Annotated in this window: 20 protein-coding genes; 11 read left to right on the plus strand and 9 right to left on the minus strand. The window is 69.6% G+C overall.

Going from position 1 to position 22,189, the window contains the following annotated elements; genetic code table 11:
- Positions 1 to 16 precede the first annotated feature (16 nt).
- On the plus strand, positions 17 to 1,279 hold the full coding sequence (locus ACWCOV_RS20630) for an APC family permease (RefSeq protein ID WP_449830892.1): 1,263 nt from the start codon (positions 17 to 19) through the stop codon (positions 1,277 to 1,279).
- Between the two features lie 68 nt (positions 1,280 to 1,347).
- Positions 1,348 to 2,595, plus strand: coding sequence for a glutamate synthase-related protein (locus tag ACWCOV_RS20635; protein ID WP_449830893.1), 1,248 nt, complete (start codon positions 1,348 to 1,350; stop codon positions 2,593 to 2,595).
- Here ACWCOV_RS20635 and ACWCOV_RS20640 read toward each other — a convergent pair whose 3' ends face one another.
- Positions 2,596 to 3,366: an AfsR/SARP family transcriptional regulator gene (locus tag ACWCOV_RS20640; RefSeq protein WP_449830894.1), complete on the minus strand. Its 771-nt coding sequence runs from the start codon at positions 3,364 to 3,366 to the stop codon at positions 2,596 to 2,598.
- A gap of 342 nt (positions 3,367 to 3,708) precedes the next feature.
- Between ACWCOV_RS20640 and ACWCOV_RS20645 the strand changes: the two genes are divergently transcribed.
- The 5 genes from ACWCOV_RS20645 (at position 3,709) to ACWCOV_RS20665 (ending at position 9,507) form a co-directional block, all read left to right on the plus strand.
- Positions 3,709 to 4,992: an ATP-grasp domain-containing protein gene (locus tag ACWCOV_RS20645; RefSeq protein ID WP_449830895.1), complete on the plus strand. Its 1,284-nt coding sequence runs from the start codon at positions 3,709 to 3,711 to the stop codon at positions 4,990 to 4,992.
- Between the two features lie 25 nt (positions 4,993 to 5,017).
- Positions 5,018 to 6,361, plus strand: coding sequence for a SidA/IucD/PvdA family monooxygenase (locus ACWCOV_RS20650; RefSeq protein ID WP_449830896.1), 1,344 nt, complete (start codon positions 5,018 to 5,020; stop codon positions 6,359 to 6,361).
- Between the two features lie 13 nt (positions 6,362 to 6,374).
- Positions 6,375 to 7,841, plus strand: a complete 1,467-nt coding sequence (locus ACWCOV_RS20655) for a cation:proton antiporter (RefSeq protein ID WP_449830897.1) — start codon at positions 6,375 to 6,377, stop codon at positions 7,839 to 7,841.
- Positions 7,842 to 8,080: 239 nt separating this feature from the next.
- Entirely contained in the window at positions 8,081 to 8,704 is a 624-nt protein-coding gene (locus ACWCOV_RS20660; RefSeq protein WP_449830898.1) for an RNA polymerase sigma factor, read from the plus strand.
- A 95-nt stretch (positions 8,705 to 8,799) separates the two neighbouring features.
- Positions 8,800 to 9,507, plus strand: coding sequence for a hypothetical protein (locus tag ACWCOV_RS20665; RefSeq protein ID WP_449830899.1), 708 nt, complete (start codon positions 8,800 to 8,802; stop codon positions 9,505 to 9,507).
- Between the two features lie 232 nt (positions 9,508 to 9,739).
- Here the strand turns inward: ACWCOV_RS20665 and ACWCOV_RS20670 are convergent, their stop codons facing one another.
- The 4 genes from ACWCOV_RS20670 to lhgO all read right to left on the minus strand — a co-directional run bounded on the left by ACWCOV_RS20670 (position 9,740) and on the right by lhgO (position 12,572).
- A complete protein-coding gene (locus ACWCOV_RS20670) occupies positions 9,740 to 10,498 on the minus strand; it encodes a glucose 1-dehydrogenase (protein ID WP_449830900.1) in 759 nt (252 codons plus the stop codon).
- Between the two features lie 25 nt (positions 10,499 to 10,523).
- Positions 10,524 to 10,814 (minus strand): hypothetical protein, encoded by a 291-nt coding sequence (locus tag ACWCOV_RS20675; protein WP_449830901.1) that lies wholly within the window; start codon positions 10,812 to 10,814, stop codon positions 10,524 to 10,526.
- An 80-nt stretch (positions 10,815 to 10,894) separates the two neighbouring features.
- Positions 10,895 to 11,344, minus strand: coding sequence for a MarR family winged helix-turn-helix transcriptional regulator (locus ACWCOV_RS20680; RefSeq protein ID WP_449830902.1), 450 nt, complete (start codon positions 11,342 to 11,344; stop codon positions 10,895 to 10,897).
- 34 nt (positions 11,345 to 11,378) lie between these two features.
- Positions 11,379 to 12,572, minus strand: coding sequence for an L-2-hydroxyglutarate oxidase (lhgO, locus tag ACWCOV_RS20685; RefSeq protein ID WP_449830903.1), 1,194 nt, complete (start codon positions 12,570 to 12,572; stop codon positions 11,379 to 11,381).
- Between the two features lie 76 nt (positions 12,573 to 12,648).
- Here lhgO and ACWCOV_RS20690 point away from each other — a divergent pair, with 76 nt between their 5' ends.
- The 3 genes from ACWCOV_RS20690 to ACWCOV_RS20700 are packed head-to-tail and all read left to right on the plus strand — an operon-like array spanning position 12,649 to position 15,882.
- Positions 12,649 to 14,226, plus strand: coding sequence for a mucoidy inhibitor MuiA family protein (locus ACWCOV_RS20690; RefSeq protein WP_449830904.1), 1,578 nt, complete (start codon positions 12,649 to 12,651; stop codon positions 14,224 to 14,226).
- Positions 14,227 to 14,239: 13 nt separating this feature from the next.
- A complete protein-coding gene (locus ACWCOV_RS20695; RefSeq protein WP_449830905.1) occupies positions 14,240 to 15,118 on the plus strand; it encodes an ABC transporter ATP-binding protein in 879 nt (292 codons plus the stop codon).
- Positions 15,115 to 15,882, plus strand: coding sequence for an ABC transporter permease (locus ACWCOV_RS20700; protein WP_449830906.1), 768 nt, complete (start codon positions 15,115 to 15,117; stop codon positions 15,880 to 15,882). The genes ACWCOV_RS20695 and ACWCOV_RS20700 overlap by 4 nt, the downstream gene beginning before the upstream one ends.
- 306 nt (positions 15,883 to 16,188) lie before the next feature.
- On the opposite strand, the gene ACWCOV_RS20705 is transcribed toward ACWCOV_RS20700, so the two are convergent.
- The 4 genes from ACWCOV_RS20705 to ACWCOV_RS20720 all read right to left on the minus strand — a co-directional run bounded on the left by ACWCOV_RS20705 (position 16,189) and on the right by ACWCOV_RS20720 (position 21,508).
- Positions 16,189 to 17,082 carry a hypothetical protein gene (locus ACWCOV_RS20705; RefSeq protein WP_449830907.1) on the minus strand — a complete coding sequence of 298 codons (894 nt, stop codon included), beginning with the start codon at positions 17,080 to 17,082 and terminating at the stop codon, positions 16,189 to 16,191.
- A gap of 67 nt (positions 17,083 to 17,149) precedes the next feature.
- Positions 17,150 to 17,536 carry a hypothetical protein gene (locus tag ACWCOV_RS20710; protein WP_449830908.1) on the minus strand — a complete coding sequence of 129 codons (387 nt, stop codon included), beginning with the start codon at positions 17,534 to 17,536 and terminating at the stop codon, positions 17,150 to 17,152.
- A gap of 80 nt (positions 17,537 to 17,616) precedes the next feature.
- On the minus strand, positions 17,617 to 20,622 hold the full coding sequence (locus ACWCOV_RS20715) for a BTAD domain-containing putative transcriptional regulator (RefSeq protein ID WP_449830909.1): 3,006 nt from the start codon (positions 20,620 to 20,622) through the stop codon (positions 17,617 to 17,619).
- A 124-nt stretch (positions 20,623 to 20,746) separates the two neighbouring features.
- A complete protein-coding gene (locus tag ACWCOV_RS20720) occupies positions 20,747 to 21,508 on the minus strand; it encodes a carbohydrate deacetylase (protein WP_449830910.1) in 762 nt (253 codons plus the stop codon).
- Positions 21,509 to 21,679: 171 nt separating this feature from the next.
- On the opposite strand from ACWCOV_RS20720, the gene ACWCOV_RS20725 reads away from it, so the two are divergent.
- Positions 21,680 to 22,174, plus strand: a complete 495-nt coding sequence (locus ACWCOV_RS20725; protein WP_449830911.1) for a DUF7144 family membrane protein — start codon at positions 21,680 to 21,682, stop codon at positions 22,172 to 22,174.
- The last annotated feature ends 15 nt before the right edge of the window (positions 22,175 to 22,189 follow it).

Here is a 22,189-nt window from a genome sequence, read left to right on the forward strand (position 1 = left end):
GGCGAAGATGTCGCGCATGGTGGAAACAGCGTCCGCACCGGCAGGCCGGCTCAGTCTCGGACAGGGCACAGCCTTGTACGTCGGAGCCGTGCTGGCGACCGGTGTCATCGCGTTGCCGGCGCTGGCCGCCGACGTGGCCGGTCCTGCGTCGTTGCTGGCGTGGCTGGGTCTCGCGGTGGTATCCGCTCCGCTGGCGGCGACCTTCGCGGCGCTCGGCGCCCGCTACCCGGATTCCGGCGGGGTCGCGACGTACGCACGACTGGCGTTCGGCGAACGCGCCGCGGCGGTCGTCGGCTGGTGCTTCTACCTGTCCGTCCCGGTCGGCGGTCCGGCCGCCGCGCTGTGGGCCGGTGGCTACGTCGAAGCGGGGTTGGGCGGTGGTGAAAGCACCGTCTTCGCGACCATGCTGGCGCTGATGGTGGTCGTGCCGGCGACGAACGCGTTCGGCATCCAGGTGACCGGTCGGGTGCAGATCATTCTGGCGGGCGTGCTGACGCTCTTCCTTGTCATGGCGGTCGTGCTCTCGCTGCCACATGCCGACCTGGCCAACCTGCAGCCGTTCGCGCCGCACGGCTGGCAGGCGATCGGGCCGGCCGCCGCGCTGCTGGTGTGGAGCTTCGTCGGTTGGGAAACAGTCACTTACTTGACGGCGGAGTTTCGGCGGCCGGACCGCGACGTGCCGCGAGCCACCGCCTTCGCGGTGATCGTGGTCGGCGTGCTCTACCTCAGCGTCGCGTTCGCCACCATCACAGTTCTGGGCTCGCAGGCCGCCGAGACCGACGCGCCGCTGGGCGACCTGCTTGCGATCGGTCTCGGTGGCAACGCCCGAGTCCTGGCCGCGGTCGCAGCGCTGCTGCTGACCTTCGGCGCGATGAACGCCTACTACGCGGGCGCTGCCAAGCTCGGTGCCGCGCTGGCCCGGGACGGCGCGCTCCCTGCGTGGCTAGCCCGCGGGAGCTCTGCCGGAGTCGTGCCGCGGCGCAGTCTCGCCGTACTGAGTGTGCTGTCGATGGTCACTGCCGTTGTTGTGGTGGCAGCGGGAGTGGGGCCGCAATCCCTTGTTTTGCTTACGACCGGACTGTTTGTGACCGTGTACGCGGTCGGGGTCGCAGCGGCGGTCAAGTTGCTGCCCCGCCGCAGCAAGGCTCGCCTGGCCGCCCTGGTGGCGCAGGGAGCCGTCGTGATTCTGCTGCTGATGGCCGGGCCGTACCTGGTCTGGCCGTTGGTCGTCACCGTGGCCGCCTTGCTCTACCTGAGGCTCGCCCGTCGTCGTCGCTGAGCGCGGACGTATTTTCGCCGTACCGTCGGCGGCTCTTCCGTGCAAAGGCCGACCGAAGGAGAGCAGCCTTGCACGCCGAAGGTTTTCCCGAGGCAGCAATCCGGATGCGCGCCCGCACCGGCGCTGCCGACGCGTTCCCACCGGCCGACGACTACGGGCACGCGTTGTTCGGCGCCGACTGCCCGGACCCCCAGGCGTCGGCCGACCCGATCGACCGGCTGCGACTGGTGCCACCGGTCTTCGTGCCGCAGCGGATGGAACGGCTCCTCGAACTGGCTCGCGAGCCGGTGTACCGCGACGTCGTCCTGGAGACGACGATCGGCGGGTTCCGGTCCGCGTTGCCGGTGTACGTCTCGGCGTTCGGCTCGACCGAGGCGGCGAGTATCGCGCTCGGCATCGCGGCAGCTCGCCAGGCCGGTCGCCTCGGCATCCCGATGGTCGTCGGCGAGAACGTCATGCCGGTCAACAGCTACGGCCGGCTGGAGGAGGACGCGGAACGCTCGCTGCTCGGCCGGATCAGCGCGTACCAGAAAGAGGCGCTCGACGGGTACGGCGGAGTAGTCGTGCAGCAGAGCACCGAGGACGCCGACGCCGAAGTGTGGAACCTGGTCTACAGCGACCCGAATGTCCTGCCGCTGCTGGAGTCCGGCCGCTTGGCGTTCGAGCTCAAGGTCGGGCAAGGTGCCAAACCCGGACTGGGCGGGATGACAGTTGTCGGAGCAAGCGCGGCCGAACGACTGGCCGGCGCCTATCTCCTCGATCCGGTGCTCGGCGGCGACCTGGTTCTGCGCAGCAGCAGCCCCGGCACGTTCACGGAGGAAATTCTTCGGCAGCAGATCCGACTGATGCGCAACAACTACCCGCGCGCCCGGATCTGGGTGAAGCTGCCACCCGCGCGGGACGTGTCGGCGGCAACCCAAGTGGCCTGGGAGGCCGGCGCCGATGCCGTGTCGGTCGACGGCTCCGAGGCCGGCACAGGCTGGGCGCCGCGGGCTTTCCTTCGCCACGTCGGGCTTCCGCTCGGCGAGTGCCTGGCGCGAATCGGTGAGCACCGCACGACCCGGCATCCGTCCTGCCTGCTGGTGTCCGGACGGATGTGGGAAGGCGCGCGGGTCGCCAAGTGCCTCGCACTCGGCGCGAACGCGGCCGGCCTGGGCCGGGCCGCGCTCATCGCGGTGGACACCGACCCGGACCGCGGCCTGACCAATCTCGTCGAGTGCCTGGCACTCGAGCTGCAGCTGCTCGTCAGCGCCCTCGGCAAGTACCACGTGGAGGCACTCGGCGCCGAGGACCTGTGGAGTCCGACGGATCGCTAGCTACGCCAAGGTCGTTCTGGGGGTCATGGTTCGGCCTCGGTCCAGCCGCAGCAGGTCGGCCACGGACCTGCGCGGATCCCGCGCGGTCTGCCGCCGCCGAACCATGTCCACCAACTCCTCGGACGGCTCGACCCCGAGCTCGCCGGCCAGACTCCGCTGGAAGAACTCGAGCCGGCGGATCGCCTCGACCACGTTGTCCTCGGCCAGATGCACCTCGATCAGCACCCTGGTCGCGCTCTCCCGCAACGGTTCCAGGCGCACTGCCGCCATGGCTGCCTCGATCGCCTCGGCGTACCGGCCCGAGCAGGTCAGCTGCTGGGCGGTCAGCTCGAGCGCGTGCAACTGAAGCTGCCGGAGCCGTTCCCGCCCCAGCAACACCCAGTCGTCGTACCAGCCGGGCAGCAACTCACCCATCGCGGCCAGCGTCGGCAACAGCCCTTGGTCGGCGCCGCACTCGCCGTCGTTGATCACCCGGCGGATCGCGGTGACGAGGGTGTTCACGTCGACGTCGACGGCCTCGGCGATGCGCAGTGTCTCGTCACCGGTGATGAGCGGGTGCGGAGTCAACTGGCGCAACCGCCACAGTGCTGTTCGCAAGCAGGCCTGAGCCTTGGAGTCCGACACCTCCGGCCACAGCGTGCCGGCCACCTCGGCACGGCTGGAGCGTCCGCGCAGCGCGACGAACGCCACCACGCGGCGCGCACTGAGCGGGATGGACAGGGTCTGGTGATCCTCGACGACCCGGAAGCCGTCGAGCATGCGGAGCTTCACCGGTCGGTGAGCTCCATCGAACGGTGAATCCGGATCCGGATCCTCCGCTGGTACCACAGCGCGCATCTGTCGATCTCCCCCATAGTGAACGAAAACCTCACTGCCGCGGGCGTACGGCGGCCTTCCGCGACCGCGAGAACGTCGGGCGGACGGATCTCCCGGTACAGGCATCGACGACTCCTCGTTGAGTAACTCCCGAACTACCTCCCGTGAGTCTGAGCCGTCAACTACCTCGATACAAGTCGTTGGCGCGTCGTGTCCCGATGGTGCCAACGCGGGCCGGTGTATCACCCGCACGGAGTCACCCCCTCTCGTTGGGTAGTGCCGACCCGGGAGGAATGCGTGGACGACAACACCGATGGCGTCGTGCTGCAGTTCGGTAGCGGCTTCCAGCCCTACCGGGAGTACCTGATGCAGGGTGCGGCGAAACGCCGGCGGCTCTGGCTGATCGACGACGAGCCGGCGACCTGGCAGCAGCCGTACGTCGACGGCAGCTCTGTGGTCGTGCCCCTCGAAGGCGCCGGTCTGGTGCTCGACCACGACGGCCTGATCGCAGCCGCCGAGTCCGTCGCCGGAACCCAACGCGTTCTAGGGGTTTTCACGTACGACGAACCGTCGGTGATCGCCACCGCGTTGGTCGCGGACCGACTCGGCCTGCCAGGCCTGACTGCCCAAGGTGCGCAGGGATGTCGCGACAAAGCGAGGACCAGACAGGCGCTGACCGCTGCCGGACTACCGCAGCCGCGGTTCGCCGTCGCCACGACGGCCGACGAGGCCGCCGCCGCGGCCGCGGACATCGGCTATCCAGTGGTGGTCAAACCGCGAGGCATGGCGGCGAGCATCGGCGTCGCCGTCGTCGACGACAAGGCCGGCATCATTGATGCGTTTGAACGAGCCGACCGTTCCAGCCGAAGCGGCCCGGCCGAGTACCACGGTGGCGCGCTGATCGAGGAACTGGTCGACGGACCGGAGATCAGCATCGACGGTGCGGTGGTGGCGGGTGAGTACCTGCCGTTCTGCATCGCCCACAAGCAGCTGGGCCCACCGCCGTACTTCGAGGAGGTCGGCCACATCGTCGACGGCGCGGACCCGTTGCTGGCGGACGCCGAACTGCGCGAGCTGCTCCGCGCGGCGCATGCGGCGATCGGTGCGCCGTACGGCATCACGCATACCGAGATACGGTTCAGCTCCAGCGGACCGGTGGTGATCGAGATCAACGGCCGGCTCGGCGGTGACCTGATCCCGTACCTCGGCAAGCTGGCCACGGGTATCGATCCCGGCGCGGTCCTGGTCGACGTAGCGCAGGGCATCCGTCCCGACCTGGAGCCGGCACACCGGACCTGCGTCGGCATCCGGTTCTGCTATCCACCTGAGGACTGCCGCGTCGAGAAGATCGTCGTACCCGAGCCGGGGTCGGTGCCGGGCCTCGTGGAGGCGCACCCGATGGTCTCCCCGGGAGCGACGGTCCGGCTGCCCCCGCGGGCACACATCGGCCGGCATGCGTACGTCGTCTGCACCGCAGACGATCCCGACACCTGTGCCGACCGGCTGACGGCCGCTGCCGACCTGGTCGAGCTGACGTACGACGCAGTGAACGAGCCCGAGTTTTCCGGACGGCCCTGGTGAGCCGCGACCTGTTTGGAGCCCGCACATGACCAACCGTGAGGTCGAACTGCTCGCTGTCGGCGCCGGTCCGGCGAACCTGGCCCTCGCGGTCGCGCTCGAAGAGCTCGGCGTCGACGGCCTCGCCGAGAACTCGCTGGTGATCGAACGCGGTGACACTGTCGAGTGGCAACGCGGCCTGCTGCTGCCGTGGACCAAGAGCCAGGTGGCGTTCGCCAAGGATCTGGTGACGTTGCGGAACCCCCGCAGCGAGTTCACCTTCCTGAACTACCTGCGCAGTGTCGGCCGCCTCGACGACTTCATCAACATGGGCAGCTTCACGCCGTACCGCGTCGAGGTCTCCGGCTACCTGCGCTGGGTGTCGGAGTCGCTGCGCAAGGTCCAGCTCCAGCTCGGCTGTGACTGCACGTCGATCGAGCCGGTCCGGAACGCGGCCGGCACCCTGACCGGGTGGCTGACCCGGCTCGGCGACGGCAGCACGATCTCCAGCCGGTACCTGGTGATCGGCGCCGGGCGCGACGTGTACGTGCCACCGGAGCTGGCCGGCCTGCCCGCCGACCGGTTGATCCACAGCACCCGGTACCGCAGCCAGGTGACGGAGCTGGACAAGGACCGGCCGTACCGGGTCGCGGTGGTCGGCGCGGCGCAGAGCGCGGCCGAGATGTTCCGCGCGGTGCAGATCGACCTGCCGAACAGCGACGTGAGCTGGGTGATGCGCTCGATCGGGTTGCGCGCGTACGACACGAACAAGTTCACCAACGAGCTCTACTACCCGTCGTTCATCGACAAGTTCTTCGAGGCCAGGCCGGAGGGCAAGGCGCAGATCCTGCGGGAGATGCACCTGACGAACTACTCCGGCGTCGAGAGCGACCTGCTGCAGGAGCTCTACACCGGCATGTACCTCGAGAAGCTCGCTGGTGTCGAGCAGCGGCGCCTGGTGCCGATGACCGACATCACCGGCGCCCGCACCGACGGGGACGAGATCGTCCTGGAACTCACCGACCGCAAGACTGGCAGCGTGAACGAGCTGCGCCGCGACCTGGTCTTCCTCGGCACCGGATTCGTCCGGGAGATGCCGTGGCTGGTCCGCGACCTCAGCGCCGCGATCGGACTTGATCGGATCGAGGTCAGCCGGCAGTACCGGCTGAAACTCGGTGAACCATCGGACGCCGCCTGCTATCTGCAAGGCGTGAACGAGGCGACGCACGGCATCGCCGACTCGCTGCTCAGCGTGCTCGGCAACCGGGCCGCCGAAGTCACGCAGGACATCCTCGCCCGCCGTTCCGGAAAACGAGTCAACGGAGTGCATCGGGCGCCGGCGGAGCAGCTGACCGCTGTCCCGCTGTCGGCTGACGGCGCACTGCACACCTGAGGGAGCGCCGACCATGCCTGGGACGACGGAGAAGTCTCTGCTGCCCACGCCCGGTCGAAGTGTGATGGTCGCTGCCGGCCTTGTCGCCGGCGCCGTCGCACTGCTCGGCCTCGCCTATGCCGCCGGCTGGCTGACGCCGGAGGCCGGCCAGGCGGCCGGGGCCGCACCACCGGAGGCCGGGCCATCGGCGGCGCAACTGATGTGGCGGCTGCTGCTGGCGATCGCGGTGGTCTGTGCACTGGCGACTCTGTGCGGGCGGCTCGCGCGACTGATCGGTCAGCCCCCTGTAGTCGGCGAGATCATTGCCGGCTTGGTGCTTGGCCCATCGGTGATCGGATCGCTGGCGCCCTGGCTGTTCGACGCCATCCTGCCGAAGGAAGTACTGCCCAATCTCGGACTGCTCGCGCAAGCCGGGCTGGCGGTCTTCATGTTCACCGTCGGCGCCGACTTCGGCCATGACCGGATCGGACGCGATCGCGGCGCGATCGCCGCGGCCAGTCTTGCGATCATGGCCGTCCCGTTCGCGCTCGGCGTGATCGCGGCACTCCCCCTCTACTCTGCGCTGGCCGGCCCGTCGGTGGACCGGCTGCCGTTCGTCATCTTCATCGGTACGGCGCTCAGCATCACAGCCTTCCCGGTGCTGGCCCGGATCGTGCAGGACTGTGGCCTGCAGGGCACCCGGCTCGGATCGCTGGCCATGCTGTGCGCCGCCGCGGCCGACGTACTCGCGTGGTGCGCGCTCGCGATCGTGCTGGCGATGATCCGGTCGGCCGGGCCCGGCGACGCCCTGCTGTCGCTGGCCCTGACCATCCTGGTCGGCGGCAGCTGCCTACTCATACTCAAACCATTGCTTCGATGGCTCGCCGACCGGTACGCCGCCGCCCTACCTACACCGATCCTGGTGCTGCTGGTGCTCGGCCTGATCCTCGGCCTCGCCGCGGCGACCGACCTGATCGGGGTGCACGCGATCTTCGGCGGCTTCCTCGCGGGCCTGGTGCTGCCGAAGGCCAGCGTGCCGGTTGCGCAGGTGGCCGAGCAGATCGGCGGGCTGAACCGCGCGTTGCTGGTCCCGGTCTTCTTCGCCTCGATCGGCCTGCAGACCGACGTAATCGCGGCGGTGTCCCAACCGGCGGTGCTCGCCGCCGGCGGCCTGCTGCTGGCCGTCGCGATCATCGGCAAGTTCGGTGGCGCCGTCCCGGTGGCCAAGGCCGGCGGCCTGCCGGCCCGGTCCGCGGCCGGCCTCGGCGTACTGATGAACGCCCGTGGCATCACCGAGATCGTCGTGCTGTCGGCCGGCCTCAGTGTCGGCATCATCAACCACAGCGCCTTCACGGTGATGGTGATGATGGCGCTGGTCACCACCATGATGGCCGCGCCGTTGCTGCGCCTGCTCGGGCCGTCCCTGCGGGATCAGGGTGCGACCGACCGGTTACCGACGGGTGCGTATGCGAGCGGTGACGCCACACGTGTGATTTCGTGACGGATCGGCTACGCCTGCGTGACGGCGGCGGTGATCGAATAGGCGGCGAAGGCAGCACTGACGACGACCACGGGGGACGTGGTGAGGCACAGGCCGTCCAGGGTTTTGCCGGAGTAGGGCTCTACAGAGCCCGCTGACGCTATGGCTTCAGCCGGTGGTCCGCCGCCACCGGCTGGACCTTCCTGTGCCTTGCTCGCGCATCGTCGCCACCTGCGGGGAACAGCGAAAGGACGTGGAGCGTGTCGACGATCTCGCTACGCACAACCGCACGGCCGGCCGGGGCACATCGCCATCACACCGAATCAGGACTCTCGCTCGAGGTCCTGCTCGGCCGCGCCCTCACCTCTGACTGGTCGGCCTGGAAGGAGCTGGAACGCCGCTTCGGCCCCCTGCTCCTGCACACCGCCCGTGGCGTCGGTCTGAGCCACAGCGACGCCGCTGACGTCGCCCAGCTGACCTGGCTGCGGTTGTGGCAACACGGTCGCCAGGTCCGCGACCCGGAGTGCCTCCCGGCCTGGCTGGCCGCGACGGCCCGGCGGGAGGGTCTGCGGGTGGCGATCAGCCGGAAGCGCTACCTCCTGTACGCCGACCCGACAGCCGAGCACAGCGACGGCCACAGCACGGCAATCGTCGACGTCTACCCGGCCGACGGCGAGTACGAGCCCTCCACGGAGCGGGCGCTGTCCCGCCTGCCCAGCCGCTACCAGAAGCTGATCCGCCTGCTGATGTCCGACAGCTGTCCCTCCTACACGGAGATCGCCGAAAAACTGAACCTCCCGATCGGCAGCATCGGCCCCATGCGGATGCGAGCCCTCCAGATGCTCCGCCGTACCCCAGAACTCGCAACCACCGCCGCCCACTGATCAACTGCTTGATCAGCAAACCCGCCTGCCCACCGGCAGGCGGGTTTGTTTTCGCATGGCCGCGAATTGACCGTTCGGTCGGCTAGGTTGCGGGGGTGGTCGGTCTTGCGGCGCCTTGGTGGTTCGAAGCGTTTGTCGAGCTTCAGGTCGGGTTCTCGCTGTTTGCCGGGTTTGTCGTGGTCGTCGGGTGGGCGATCGCTCGCGTGGGTGGTCCGTGGGTCGACCGGGCCAAGGCCCGGCTGGCGCAGGAGCAGGCCGGTGCGGAACGGTACGGCTGGCGGCCGGGCGCCGACACCGACGGGTTGCTTGCGTCCGCTGGTGGCCGGTGCTTCGGTCAGGACGGCCAGGTCCGGCGGGTACTGATCGGCGAGTACGACGGCCGGCGCATCCGGATGTGCGAGTTCATGTATCGCACCAAGTCCAGGTATCTCCCGACCGACTCCGTCAACAATCTCGTCGCGGTCGAGTTGCCGGTTCGTTTGCCGGACCTCGTGGTCACCCGGCAGTGGCTGGCCGAGCCGGGGATGCTGAGCTTCGACGGCGAGAGCGAAGCCTTCAACCGGCAGTACTCCGTCGCCAGCCCGGACCCGCGGTACTCCTCGGCCATGCTGCATCCCCGGATGATGGAGCTCCTCCTCGCCCACCCGGACCTGAGCTTCCGCATCGTCGGCAGCCTGGTGGTCGCCTACTCCCCCACCCCCTGGACCGTGCCCCAAACCCTCGCAACCCTTCCCGCGCTGAGCCGCGTCGTCGACCTCATCCCACCCTTCGCCCTCGCAGACTTCGCCCAACCAACTCACTGAAGCGGGAGCCTGCGCTTCTCCGCGGCCGCGTCGTGTCGGTCGACCTGAAGACGAAGCCGGCGACCGCGAAGGTCCAGGCCTGCCTCCTGGACGGACTCGTTGCCACGAGCAAGAACGGCCAGAAGCAGGGCAGGGTGCCACAGCAGGTTTGCCCTCGACACCGATAGCCGCGCGGCGAGTTCGCGCGACGACGGAAGCGGCGTACCCTCGCCCAGTTGCGGATGGAGGTCCATCAGTGCAGGGTGTAGCCGCCGTCGATGGTGATGATCGAGCCGGTCATGAAACTGGACGCGTCCGAGGCGAGGAAGACGACGGTGGGCGCGATCTCCTCCGGTACGGCGTACCGCTGCATCGGAGCGTCGTCGATCCAGCGTGCCTTGAACCGCGGCTCGTCGACCGGCGCCATCTCCGTCTTCACGTAGCCCGGCGCCACCGCGTTCACCCGGATGTTCAACGGCGCCCACTCCGCGGCCAACGACTTCGTCAACTGATGAACGGCTGCCTTCGACGCGTTGTACGCCGGCTGCCACTGCGGCCGGTTCACGATCCGCGCCGAGATCGACCCGACGTTCACGATCACGCCACCACCGACCGTCCGGAAATGCCGAGCCGCCGACTGGCTGAGCTTCCACAAACCGGAGACGTTGGTCGCGAAGACCTCGTCCCACTCCTCGTCCGGCACCTCGAGCGCCGGCCGGTGGAAACAAGCTCCGGCGTTGTTGACCAAGATGTCGAACCGACCCGTTGCCTCCAGAGCTGCGGCCACGGCAGCCTGCCCGGACTCCCGGTCGTTGACGTCCAGACCGACCCCGACGACGGTCCGGCCAGTCGAGTCCGCCAACCGCTCGGACGACTCGGCGTCGCGCGCACCGATCACTACATCAGCGCCCGCCTCCGCCAACCCAGTAGCGAACGCGAGGCCGAGGCCTCGATAGCCACCGGTCACCAGAGCCGTGCGTCCAGCCAGCGAAAACTTGTCCAGGACAGTCATCGCACCATTGTCCCCGCCGGCGGCGTCAGAGGACGTAGAAGCCGGTGATCGCCGTGGGGAGGATGCCGGGGATGAGCCAGTAGGACAGCAGCGAGCGCTGGAAGATGGCGAGCACGCCGCAGACCGTGAGCAGGCCGATGACACCGGACATGATCCACAGGCCGACGCCCTTGCCGTAGTCGTCGGCGGCGACGCCGATGCTGTAGACGGCCAGGGTGACGGCCGGGACGCTGCCCACGTGGACGAGGACGGCGGACACGACCCACCGCTGGACGGTTTCGATACTCATCGGGGTTCGGCGACGACGACGGCTCATGGGGTTTCCTTCCGACACCTTCCATCGTACGCGAATGATTCGTGCACTAACTAATGCGCAGAGGTGATCCCGGACACCCGTCAGCGGGCGGTGGCGGCGCCGATCACCTGGGTCAGCACCTGATGGAGATGCTGGAGCTCCGAGACCTCCATCCCGAGCCGGCTCACGATCGCCGGCGGGATCTTCAACGCCTCGTTGCGCAACCGCCAGCCGGTCGGCGTGAGAGTGACCGCGAGCGCACGCTCGTCCCCACGCGCCCGCGGACGTTCCACGTAGCCGCTCGCCTCGAGGCGTTTGAGCAAAGGCGACAGCGTGGCCGGCTCCAACTGGAGCATCCCGCTCAGCTCCTTCACGGACAGCGGTGCGTGCTGCCACAGCGCCAGCATCACCAGGTACTGCGGGTGAGTCAGCCCCATCGGCTCGAGCAGCGGCCGGTACAGCGCGATGACACTGCGCGAGGCGACCGCGAGCGCGAAGCAGACCTGGTTCTCCAGGTCGAGCGGGTCGGCGATCTCGTCGAGGTCAGTCACGCCTTCCATAGTACCCTAATCGTTAGGGCACAAATCAGGCGCGCTCGGCGGAAAGCTCCTGCGCGATGTGGTCGCCGATCAGCAGGCAGGCGGTGGCTGCCGGCGAGGGGGCGTTGAGCACGTGGAGGGTGCGGCCGTCGCGCAGGAAGAAGAAGTCGTCGACGAGCTTGCCGTCCCGAGTCACGGCCTGGGCGCGGACGCCGGCGCCAGAGCGCCGTACGTCGGAGACCTGCAGCTCGGGAAGCATGTGCTGAGCCTCGCGGACCAGAGCCCGGCCGGTGAGGGAGCGGGCGATCTCCTTGGCGCCGGTCCTGGCGTAGCGGCGGGCGAGGCGCCACGAGCCGCGGTAGGCGATCGACTCCCACAGGTCCCGGGCGACGATCTTGCGCCAGGAGTACCCCTCGCGGGCCAGGGCCGGTACGGCGTTCGGCCCGATGTGCACGGTGCCGTCGATGCCGCGGGTCAGGTGAACGCCGAGGAACGGCAGATCCGGGTCGGGCACCGGATAGACCAGACCCTTCACCAGGAAGTCCCGCTCGGGCACGATCTCGCTGAACTCGCCGCGGAACGGGAGGATGCGGACACCGGGCTCGAGACCGGACGCCCGCGCCAGCCGGTCGCTGTGCAGCCCGGCGCACGCGGCAACGCGGTCCGCCTCGATCACCTCGTCCGTGGTGTGCACCCGAACGACGGAGCCCGCGTTCTGGATCGAGGTCACCGTGACGCCGGTGCGGATCTCTCCACCGGCCGCGCGAACGTCGTCGGCCAGCGCGCGAGCGACCAGCTTGAAGTCCACGCGACCGGTGGAGTCGACCGCCAGGGCACCTTTCACGCGCAAGTGGGGTTCGCGCTCCGCGACCTCGTCGAGGGTGAGTCGACGGACCGGGACGCCGTTCTCACGGCCGATGCCGAACAGGCGGTCGAGCTGTGGGAACTCGGCTTCGGTCGTCGCGACGACGAGCTTCCCGGGCACGTCGACCGGGATGCCCTTGTCCTCGCAGTACTCCTTCAGCGCCGCTCCCCCGGCCACGGCCAGCCGGGCTTTCAGCGAGCCGGGCTTGTAGTACAGCCCGGAGTGGATCACCCCGGAGTTGTGTCCGGTCTGGTGCGCCGCGACCGACTGTTCCTTGTCCAGTACGACGACAGGCGTCGCCGGATCGAGCCGCTGCAGACTCCGCGCCACGGCCAGACCCACGATGCCGCCGCCCACCACAACCGCAGATCCCATCGACCTCTCCCTGTACCGGCCAGCTTGCCCCAAAAGAACCGGGAAGGATGGCCGTTGATACAGCTACTGTCGGGACATGACCCTACTCGTGGTGGACGCTCCGATCGCCGCCGTCACCGTCTACCGGGACCGCGCGCGGGTCACCCGGCGCGGCAAGCTCACCGTGCCGGCCGGCGACCAGACGGTGTACGTCGAGCCGCTGCCACTCCAGCTGCAGGAGGACTCGGTCCGGGTCTCCGGCCACGGACCGGCCACCGTGCTCGGCGTGGACCTGGCGATGCGGCACCATCCGCAGGCGCCGGACGAGACCGTCGCCGAGCTGGAGCGGCAGCGCCGCGAGGCCGTGGCCGAGGTTGCCGAACTCACAGACGCCGACGACGTCCAGGCCCAGCTCGACACCTTCCTGGCCCAGCTGGCCCGGCGTGCGGGTGGCACCTTCGCCCGGACGCTGGCCTCCGGCGACGACGGCGCGGACCTCGGCGGGTTCACTGATTCGCTCGCCTCCCGGCTGGACGCCGTACGGTCGAAGCGGCGCGAGCTGGCCGCGCAGCGGCGGGAGGCCGAGGAACGCCTCGCCGCCGCGGACCGCCGGCTCGCCAAGATCTCGACCCAACGCGCGCCCGACCGCCGGTCCGCTGCCGTCACGTTGGCGCTGGAGTCCGAGGCCGAGGTGGAGATCGAGCTCTCGTACGTCGTGCGCGGCGCCGGCTGGACCAGCTCGTACGACGTCCGTCTCAACGCCGACCAGCTCACGCTGAACTGGTACGGCCTGATCACCCAGCAGACCGGTGAGGACTGGCCCGAGTGCGACCTCAGGCTGTCGACCGCCCGGCCCACGGTGACCGCGAAGGTGCCGGAGCTCGACCCTTGGTACCTCGACCGCTTCCACCCGCCGATGCCGGCCGCGCCGGCCGGAGTCCCGCTGAGTCACAAGGCCGTGCCGGCCGCGCGCAGCGGCGCCGCCGAATTCATCGAGCAGCAGCAGTTGGCCGCGGCGCCTGCCTTCGCCGACCTCGCCGCGGCCGTCGAGCAGGGCGTCACGGCAGCGACCTACACTCCGCCCCGGCCGGTCGCCGTACCCGCTGACGGCGCCTCGCACCGCGCGACGATCGCCGCGATCGATCTCGACGCCGAGCTGGACTACGTCACCGCGCCGGTCCAGTCGACCGACGTCCACCTGCGGGCCACGGTCGTGAACTCGTCCACGCACACACTGCCTGCAGGCAAGGCCGCCGTCTTCCACGACGCGGACTTCGTCGGCTCGGCCGCGCTGCCACTGTGGGCGCCCGGCGAGGACGTCAAGCTCGCGCTCGGCCTGGACGACCGGATCCGCGTCGAGCGGAAGCTGGTACGGCGGACCGCGACCAAGGCAACCCTGGGGTCGACGCGCCGCCGCGAGGTCGAGTACGAGACCAAGATCGAGAACCACACCCCGCGCGCGGCCCGGGTCACGGTCCTCGACCAACTGCCGGTGGCGCGCGACCACGAGATCACCGTCAAGCCGGTCGTCGCGGAACCCGAGCCGGCCGAGACCACCGACCTCGGCGTCGTCACCTGGAAGCTCGAACTGGCCGTCGGCGCCGAGATCAAGGTCAAGCTCGGCTTCCGGGTCGAGACCGGCAAGTCGGTCGAGCTCAGCGGCTGGCGCGAGTAACCGCCCCGCGGCCGTGATCACCGTCGAGGGGCTTCGGAAGACCTACGGGCGCCACGAGGCGGTGCGGGGTGTCGACCTGGAGGTTCGGGCCGGGGAGATCTTCGCGTTCCTCGGTCCGAACGGCGCGGGCAAGACGACGACGGTCGAGATCCTCGAGGGATATCGGGATCCGACCGCGGGCCGGGTCGAGGTGCTCGGGGCGGATCCGGCGCGCGCGGACCGCGAGTGGCGTTCGCGGATCGGGGTGATGCTGCAGACCTGGCAGGTCGAGCCTGCGTTGACCGTCCGCGAGTCGCTCCGGCAGTTCGCGGGCTACTACCCGCGGTCGCTTCCGGTCGAGGACGTCGTACGACTCGTCGGTCTGGAGGCGCAGGGCGGCACGCGGGCCGGGCGGTTGTCCGGTGGCCAGCAGCGGCGGCTCGACCTGGGAATCGCGCTGGTCGGCGATCCCGAGCTGCTGTTCCTCGACGAGCCCACGACCGGGTTCGATCCGGCCGCTCGGCGGTCCGCGTGGCAGATCGTCGCCGCCCTGCGGGACGCCGGCAAGACGGTGCTGCTCACCACGCACTACCTCGACGAGGCGCAGGCGCTCGCGGACCGGGTCGCGATCCTCGTCGACGGCCGGATCAAGGCCGAAGGCTCGCCCGAGGAGCTCGTGGCCGGGCAGGCGACCCGGATCACCTTCCGGCTCGCCGACAGCATCGCGCTGCCGGCAAGGTTCGCACCGGTCGAGGTGGCGGATGGTCGTCTCGAGATCCACTCGCACGAACCGCTGCGCCTCGTTCACGCGCTGACCGACTGGGCGATCGAGAGCAGTGTGGATCTTGCCGACCTGCAGGTCCGGCGCCCCAGCCTCGAAGACGTCTACCTCGAGCTGACGGCCGAATCATGAGTGTGACGCACCAGTTCCGCTACGACTGGAAGGCGTTCTGGCGCAGCCCGACCACCATCTTCTTCGCCTTCGTGCTGCCGATCATGTTCCTGATCATCTTCGTCAGCGTGTTCGGCAACCAGCGGATGGAGCTCGCCGACGGACAGCTCGTCCGCGGCTCCACCTACTACCTGCCGGGGATCGTGACGCTGGGCCTGATCCAGGCGACCTTCACCAACCTGGCCGTCTCGCTCACCGCGTCCCGGGAACGCGGCCTGCTCAAGCGCCTGCGCACCACTCCCCTGCCGACCTGGATGTTCATGGCCGGCCGCATCATCACGTCCGCGGCCGCCGCGACCCTGCTCGTCGTCGTCCTCGTGTCGATCGGACGGTTCGTGTACGGCGTCGCCGTACCGACGACCACCATCGCGGCCGGCCTGGTCGCGCTCCTCGTCGGCACCTTCACCTTCTCCGCGCTGGCCTTCGCGGTCTCCACCGCCATCCCGTCGCAGGACGCGGCGGTGCCGATCACGAACGCGGTCACGCTCCCGCTGTACTTCATCTCCGGGATCTTCATCCCCCAGGAGCTCATCCCCGAGGGCGTCCGCGACGTCGCGGAGGTCTTCCCGGTGCAGCGGCTGTACGACGCGTTCCTCACCGTCTTCGACCCGTCGACGACAGGCGCCGGGTTCGAGCCGGCCGACCTCGCCGTCGTCGCGGTTTGGGGTGTCGCGGCAACTATCGCCGCCACCACGACGTTCCGCTGGGAGCCCCGCGCGACCTGACGGAATTGTGTAGGTTCCGTTGCGACGCGAACCGGCTCGGGGCTCCGGGGCGTCTCAGCTTGCGTTACCGGGTGGATGAAGGCCCGGCGCCGGAGTGGTCATCGGGTGGGGATTCGGTGAGCTCCGGCGACTTCGGGGTGAGCTGGAAAATTCGGGGGAATTTACTGCGCTGGGCATTGGCGAAGGGAGCGGACAGGTCGTGGCCGCCGGAGTTGTAGACCGGCTGCGGCTGCGGATGGAAGGCAGCGAGCCAACCACCGGTTCCAACATAGGCACCTCCATCCTGGATACGGTGCCGAGGGTCGTTCAGCGCGGAGTGCTGCCTTCGGCGAGTACGGCGTCGGCGCGGTCGGCCATCGCGGTGAGTTTCGGGTTCAGGTCGGCCAGTTCGGTGGTGTGGCCGGCGATGGTCTCGCGTTGCAGGGCCGGAAGCCGGGCGTCGAGGCGGTCGAAGAGGCCTGTGGTCGTGCCGCATTCGGCGAAGGCGACTGCGAAGGCGGACTCTTGGGCGGTTGGACGGTATGGGCGGGCGGGGATCGCCGGGCGGAGTTTGGCGCCGCCGGGGAGGGTGCGAAGGGGCTTGGCGACGGGTTCGGTGTTGGCGCCGAGGCGGATGCCGAACTGGGTGACGTTCTTGGTGGCGTCGTACCGGACGCCCTTCGGGAGCGGGTGGCCTTTGGTGCTGAGACAGGCGACCAGACCGTCGCTTTCCTCTTGCAGGACGGCCTTCACTCGGACGCCGTACTCGTGACCGAGGCGGTTGCCCAGCTCCATGTAGCGGTCCCGGACGCGGCCGATCTCGGCCGGGTCACCGAGCTTCTCGCGTGCGGCCGTCTCGCAGCGATCGACGGCGGCGTAGTACGCCTGGTCGGTGCGCAGGATCTGCTCCGGTTGGGCGGGGATCGCCGTACCGAAGCCGTTCTTGCGCGCGTCGGCGACCGTCCGCGGCTTCACGGGCTTCTCGGCGAGCCGGCCGAACAGGTCGCGCGGCGCCGGCACCGCCTTCTGCGGGTATCCCGCGCTCCCGAGGCAGCGCCGGAACAGCGTCATGCCGGCCTGCTCGACGCGGGTCAGGTCCTCGCGCAGGAACAGCTCGAACCCGCCCTGCGGCTGCTGCCTGGCGTCGGCCTGCACCGTGCAGGCGGCGGCCCCCAACACCGCGGCGACGACAGCGCCGGCGGCAAGAATCCTGCTGATCATGGTGTTCCCCCTTCGGGCGGGGCGGGACAGCCGCACGGGGTGGCCGTCCCGCCTTGGAGCCGGATCGTCAGCAGCGCCAGTGCCGCGCGTTCTCGTCGTTCAGGTCGTAGGCGAAGTTCACCCAGCCGCTGTTGCGGAGGAACAGCCAGGAGTCGTTGACGACGTCACCCGACTCCTGGACCCAGACGCCGCACTCGGTGTCGCGGTTGTTGAGCGAGCTGGCGTTGTGGTAGAACCGCACGCCGTTGTGGAAGTTGCCCGCCGAGCTGTGCTCGGCGTTGTAGAAGAAGTGACGCTGGCCGCCGACCCCGTTGGCGTGCTCGGCGAAGCAGATCTCCCCGGAGTTGCAGGCCAGCTGGCCGTCTCCGCGGTCGGCGTTGGCCACACCCACGAAACCGACGCTCACCACGGCGGTCGCACCCAGCACCCCGGCGAGCCTGGTCGTCATACGCATACTGATCTCCCCACGTAGTCCGGGCCTCGGCCCGGGCCCGGCGCCTCCGGCCGGGCTGGTACCAGTGCAGCGGAGCGCGCTTACAACCGGATTAAAGGCCGCTGTGCGCCGACTTCATCGGCCAGCGAGTCGGCTCGCTCGGCCGCGGACCGCGCTCCGGACATGTCGCCGGTGGCCAGCAGACTCACCCGCAACGAGCGCAGGCTGCGCTCGTGCCACAGCCGTACGCCGAGCTCGCGCCAGATGCCGACCGCGTCCCGCAGGTAGCGCGCGGCCAGATGGTGCCTGGCGCGCCGTTGCTGCACGATTCCGATGTCGTGCAGCGCTCTTGCCTCACCATGGCGGTCACGGTAGGTCCGGAATCCGGCGAGGCTCTCCTCGAACAGCTTCCGGGCGTCCACGCACCGGCCGAGGGCAAGGCAGAGTCGCCCGAGGTCGCCGAGCACGAACGCCGCGTTGTGGCTGTCGCCCAGCGCCTCGAACGTCGCCCTCGACTCGGTCAGCCGGGACTCGGAGTCCAGGTAGTGACCGTCGTACCGGTCGCAGACCCCGAGCCACCGGAGGGCGAGTGCGAGGTTGCGCCGATCGCCGTGCGCACGGAATGCGGTCAGCGCCTCCATGAGATGTTCGCGCGCGTCCCCTTGCCGTTGCAGATCCAGGTAGGCGGCACCGATGTTCAGCTCCGCCAACGCGACCCCATGATCGTCATGCAGTTGATCGAACCGTCTTCGGACCTCGCCGAACTTGGACAGCGCGCAGTACGGCCGGCCGAGAGCCCGGTACGTCATCCCGGTCTGCAGGCGGACTTCCACGTCGCCGTACTCATCCGTAGTGGACAGGAAAGCCTTGCTCGCTTGGTCGAGCAGGGCGAGCGAGCCGCCGAAGTCGTCGTGGATCCGGGCGAGCTCGGCCAGCCGGAGCGACATCCAGCCGACCGACCTGTGGTGCCCGAACCGGCGGGCGGCGCCGAGCGCTGCTTCATGGGTACGGCGCCAGTCGTCGTAGTGCGCGCGCGAGTCGAGGTACGGGGTCAGCGCCAAGGCCAGCTCGCCGGCTTCGGCCGCGAGCCCGGCTGCCGCCAGCTGGTCGACGATCGAGACCAGCACGGTCCGCTCGGTCTCCAGCCAGTCCAGGGGATCCGGTGGCGGGACGTCGTACCGTTGCTCGCGGGTTTGAGTGGGCCGGCTTGGGCCGAGCTGCAGTCGATGCAGCGCTGCGGTCGTCAGTGCCAACGCCGTGTCCCCTGCGCGTTCGATCACGCCGGCGGCGTCCGCTTCCTCGGCGCGTTCTCTGGCGTACAACCGGACCAGATCATGGAGTCGGTAGCGAGGCGCCCCTTCGACTTGGACGAGTTCGAGCAGCTGCGCGTCGACAAGCTGATCGAGGATGGGCTCACTGTCCCACGCCGGCTCGCCGAGGACCGATGATGCAAGCCAAGCGGGGAGCTGTGGAGCATCGAGCAGCCCGAGCCGGCGAAACGCCTTCTGTGCAACGGGTTGCAGGTCCTGCTCACTCGACGCCAGGCTCGCGCGTACGGCGAGATCGCCCAGCTGGAGCTCGTCGAGCCGGCGCCGCTCATCCGCGAGCCGGGCGGCCAACCGACTGAACGCCCAGTCCGGCCGGATTGCGAGTCGAGCCGCCGCGATCCGCACCGCGAGCGGGAGCAGACCACACAGCTCGACGATCCGGGCCGCCGCCTCGGGCTCCGCCGCGACCCGCTCCCGGCCGGTGACCCGCGCGAGCAGCTCGAGCGCCTGTTCGCGGTCGAAGCGCTCGAGGTCGATCAGCCTGGACCCTTCGAGGCCGCCGAGCGGAGTCCGGCTGGTGATCAGCACCAGGCAGCCACGAGCAGCCGGGATGAGCTGGCGGACCTGCTCCTCGCTGCTCGCGTTGTCGAGGAGGACCAGGAGGCGAGAGTCCGCGACCAGGCTGCGGAACAGCGTGGCCCGCTCCTCGGGTCGCTCCGGGATCGCCTCGGCCGCAGTCCCGAGCGCCCGCACGAACCTGGCGAGCACGTCGCCCGCGTCGGGCGAGACCGCTTCGGCGCCGCGCAGATCGACGTACAACTGACCGTCCGGATAGGCAGCGCGGAGGCGATGCGCGGCGCAGATCGCGAGGGCGGTCTTGCCGATGCCGGCCGGGCCGGAGATCGCGAGCACCGGCGTGACGCCCGCGTCGGCGTCCGCGGGTCCGGCGTCCTGGCCGGCCAGGTCCTGGATCAGCGCGAGTTGTTTGTCGCGACCGGTGAAGTCCGCGATCGCGGCGGGGAGCTGGGCCGGGATCGTCGTACGGATCGTCGGCTCGATGGTGAACGGACCTGGCTGCGCGGTCGAGGCGGGAGTTTCGCCGAGCGAGGGATCCGCGGCCAGGACCGAGGCGTGCAGCTCGGCGAGCCGGGGGCTCGGTTCGACGCCGAGCTCGTCGACCAAGGCGGTGCGAGTCCGGCGATAGACCTCGAGTGCCGATGCCTGCTGGCCGGCCCGGTAGAGGGCGATCATCAGCTGCTCCTGCAGGCGTTCCCGCAGCGGGTACTGCGCCGCGAGGTCGCGCATCTCCGCGATCATCGCGCCGCCCCGGTCGTTCGCGACTTCGGCCGCGCACAGGTCCTCGAAGGCGACCAGCCGGCGCTCGGTCAGCCGCTCCGCCTCGGCCCGCAACGCCGGGACGTGGTCGAGGCCGACGTACGCCGGTCCTTCCCACAACCCCAGCGCCTCCCGGATCGTCGCGGCGGCGCGGTCGTGGTGCCCAGCCCGCGTCAGGGCGCCGGCCTGGTCGAGCATCGACTCGAAGGTCTCCGCGTCGAGCTCGCCGGGCTGCAGACAGAGCCGGTACGTCGCGTTCTGGCAGGCGATCCTGGATGGGTCGCCGAGCAGTCTCCGCAGCCGATGGACATGGACGTGCAGCCGCTGCCGGGCGTTCGGCACCGGCTTGTCGCCCCAGAGGGCGTCGATCACCTCGTCGAACGACACCGGCGCGTTCGGCCGGGCCAGCAGGCAGCCCAGCAGTACCCGCAAGGTCGGAGCCGCCAACGACGGCACAGCCCCGCCCACTCGCACGTGAATCGGCCCCAGCACAAAGAACCGCACAGGTTCTCCCCCCGACTCCCCCGACCACTCCAGGCATCGACGCGTCTTTGACCAGGATGTTATCGACTCAGGGGTTCACCTGCGTATCGGAAGGCTCACACTCAGCAACCGGTCATGACCACTATCAGTTGCGGAAGGCGTTGCGCATCGACACCAGCTCGATGCCGAGCTCGTCGACCGCCTTGCGGATCTCCGGGTCGGTGACGATGGCCTGGTCCGAGAGGCGGTACTCCTCGGCCCAGCGGTAGGTCTCGCTGCCGGGCGCGTGCAGCGCGGCGAGCTCCGGCTCCGCGACGGCGCAGTGCGTGACCAGCAGGTGCACGCCCGGCGTCAGGCCGGCGAGGTAGGCGAGCATCCAGGGCTTCTTGGTGGCCGCGTCGCGATCGCTGAGGATCTCGATCGAGGCGAACCGCTGCGACTCCGCCGGGCCGTAGATGTACGGCTTCCCGGCTGCGCTTGCGATCTCGTCGTACGCATCCGGCGCGGACTCCCCCATGTGGACGTCGAGGTAGTCGATCGCGAGCCCCTCGGCCGCGAACTTCGCCACCTGAGCGGACAGCTCGCGTACGGCGTCCCCGCGGCTGATCGACGTCCGAGCCTCGGCCACCGTCCGGAAGAACGTCCCGTCCGCACCCACTAGCGACGGCCCGCCGGTCAGCGGCCGCCAGCGCAGGTTGTCCCACTCACAGGTCAGGGTCTGATGCACGCCGAGCGGAATCCCGGACTCCCGCGCCAGCGCCGCGGCCTCGGTGAACCACGGGCACGCAGCCATCGTGGACGCCTGCGTCAAGATCCCCTCGCGGAACGCCTGCATCGTGCCCGCGTTGACGGCATGACACATCCCGAAGTCGTCACCCTGCACGATCAGCCTGACCTCACCAGTCACGGGCACGACCGTACCTGATCACGGTAGGCACCCAGCCCCGCCACCGGCGCGCGATCATACGGCCGGCCCACGGCTCATCCATGCGGGGTGAGGCGCTGGGTGGGTGACCAGCGGAGCATCCAGGTGCGGCTCGCCGCGGTTCTGTCGCGGCCCGGAAAGGGGATGGCTGAGATGGCTGCTGAAAGACGTGGGATCGTGCTCGCCGGTTTCGTCGCGTTCGCCGGCGCAATGCTCATGCTGATCGGTCTGCTCAATGTCTTCCAGGGGTTCGTCGCCCTGGTCGCCGACGAGGAGCTGGTCCTGACCCCGAACAACCTCGTCGTCCTGGACGTCACCGCCTGGGGATGGACGCTGATCATCTTCGGCATCCTGCTGATGGCCGCCGGCGGCGGCGTACTGACCGCGACGACGTGGGGCAGGATCGCCGCGATCGTGCTCGTCTGCCTGCACGCGGTGGTACAGATCGCGTGGATCGGCGCCTATCCCGTCTGGGGCGTGATGATGATCGCGCTCGACGTCATCGTGCTGTACGCGCTGACCGCGCGCTGGGCCGACGTACGGGACCGGCTCGGTGGTGTCGGCGAGGCGCCGTGGAGCGGCATGGAAGGCGTGGAAGGGGCCCAGCTCACGGCCGCCGAGGAGCGGCAGGTGCCGCCGGTGGTCTGAGGCGAACTCTGAGAC

Source organism: Kribbella sp. NPDC002412, assembly GCF_053592935.1.